The sequence below is a fragment of the Planktosalinus sp. genome, assembly GCF_059864935.1.
On record NZ_JCBCCK010000214.1, the window covers coordinates 1 to 1,873 of the forward strand.

General features: G+C 46.5%; 1 protein-coding gene. It reads left to right on the forward strand.

Annotation, left to right across the window (positions count from 1 at the left end; translation table 11 throughout):
- Positions 1-1,807 (forward strand): efflux RND transporter permease subunit (locus tag AC6F75_RS07615; RefSeq protein ID WP_500714380.1); only part of this gene is annotated, 1,807 nt, incomplete at its 5' end.
- Between the last annotated feature and the right edge of the window lie 66 nt (positions 1,808-1,873).

Here is a 1,873-nt window from a genome sequence, read left to right on the forward strand (position 1 = left end):
GATTACCCTGGTGATGGCAGCGGTGTTTGTGCCCATTACCTTTATCAAAGGCCCGGCCGGGGTGTTTTATGAACAGTTTGGGGTCACCCTTATTATAGCTATTTTGATTTCGGCAGTAAATGCTTTGACACTGAGTCCGGCGCTGAGTGCTATTTTCCTGAAACCGCATAAAAACAGTGAAACCAAAAAACTAAACCTGTTGCAGCGGTTCTTTCTTGCTTTCAACACGGCATTTCAATTGAACCGGGCGCGTTATACCAGGTCATTAGGTTTTCTTATCAAAAACAAATGGGTGCCTGTAGGCATTCTGGTGCTAAGTGTTGGAATTATATACTGGACCAGTGAAACCTTACCTAAAGGTTTTGTTCCTACCGAAGACCGCGGGGTGATTTTTATCAATATGGAATTGCCCCCGGGCTCGTCATTGGACAGGACCTACAAAATCACCGAAGACCTCTATACTGAAATTGCCAAAATTGAGGGAGTGCGAACCGCCACAGTCATCAGCGGGCGAAACTTTTTTGCAGGTGCCGGAAGTTCTTACGGTATGGGTTTTATCAATCTGGAAAACTGGGAAGACCGCACTACCGAGGAAACTTCGGTGAACGGGATTATCGGGCAACTCAATGAAATTCGTGAAAAGTTCAGCGATGCCAATATCGTTTTCTTTACCCCGCCCAGCGTTCCCGGTTTTGGTAGTGCCGAAGGATTTACCGTGCAGTTGCTTGACCGCATGTCTGGCGAACTCGTTGAACTGGACGAAAACGCCAAAGATTTTGTGTCCCGTTTGATGCAGGAACCCGAAATTGGTTTTGCGTCCAATTCCTTCAGTACCAACTTCCCACAATTGGAACTGGACATTGATGTGGCGAGAGCCAAAGAAGCAGGAATTACGGTCAATGAAATACTGGCAACATTACAAGGATATATCGGTGGGTTCTATGCATCAGATTTTACCCGCTTTGGAAAACAGTACCGCGTGTTTGTACAGGCGTTGCCTGAAAACCGTGCCAATGTTGAAAGCCTGAACAGCATTTATGTAAAAACAGGCAGTGGCGAGATGGCTCCCATTTCTCAGTTTGTTACTTTGGAACGGGTGTATGGGCCACAAACAGTGAACCGTTTTAACTTGTTCAACTCGGTGACCATCAACGGTTCGGCAGCGGCGGGATTTAGTTCGGGTAACGCCATTGACGCCATAGAGCGTGTGGCGGCTGACAACCTGCCCAACAATTACAGTATCGCCTATTCGGGGATTACCCGTGAGGAAATCGCTACTTCCGGACAGGCACTGGTGATCTTCTTATTGAGTATTTTGTTTGTTTACTTTTTATTGGCCGCCCAGTATGAAAGTTTTGTGTTGCCGCTGTCGGTCATCTTTTCATTACCCATCGGAGTGGCAGGTGCCTACTTAACCACGATGGTTTTTGGGCTGGAAAACAACATCTATTTTCAGATTGCGCTTATTATGCTGTTGGGGCTTTTGGCCAAAAACGCCATATTGATTGTTGAGTTTGCCCGACAACGACGCCAACAAGGGATGTCAATCGTTGACAGTGCCATAGATGGTGCAAAAGTGCGTTTACGTCCCATTTTGATGACCTCGTTTGCCTTTATATTGGGATTGTTACCACTGGTAATTGCAACAGGTGTGGGTGCAAAAGGAAATAACTCCATAGGAACCGGAGCTGCCGGAGGATTGCTTATTGGAACGGTGATTGGGGTGTTTGTCATTCCCGTGCTGTATGTGGTTTTTCAGTGGCTGGATGAACGGATCAGGCCGGGTATTGTTCCGAAAGGGGTTTGATGTTTCTGGTTTCTGGTTTCTGGTTTCTGGTTTATGGTTTGTGGTTTCAGGTTTATGGTTAATGGT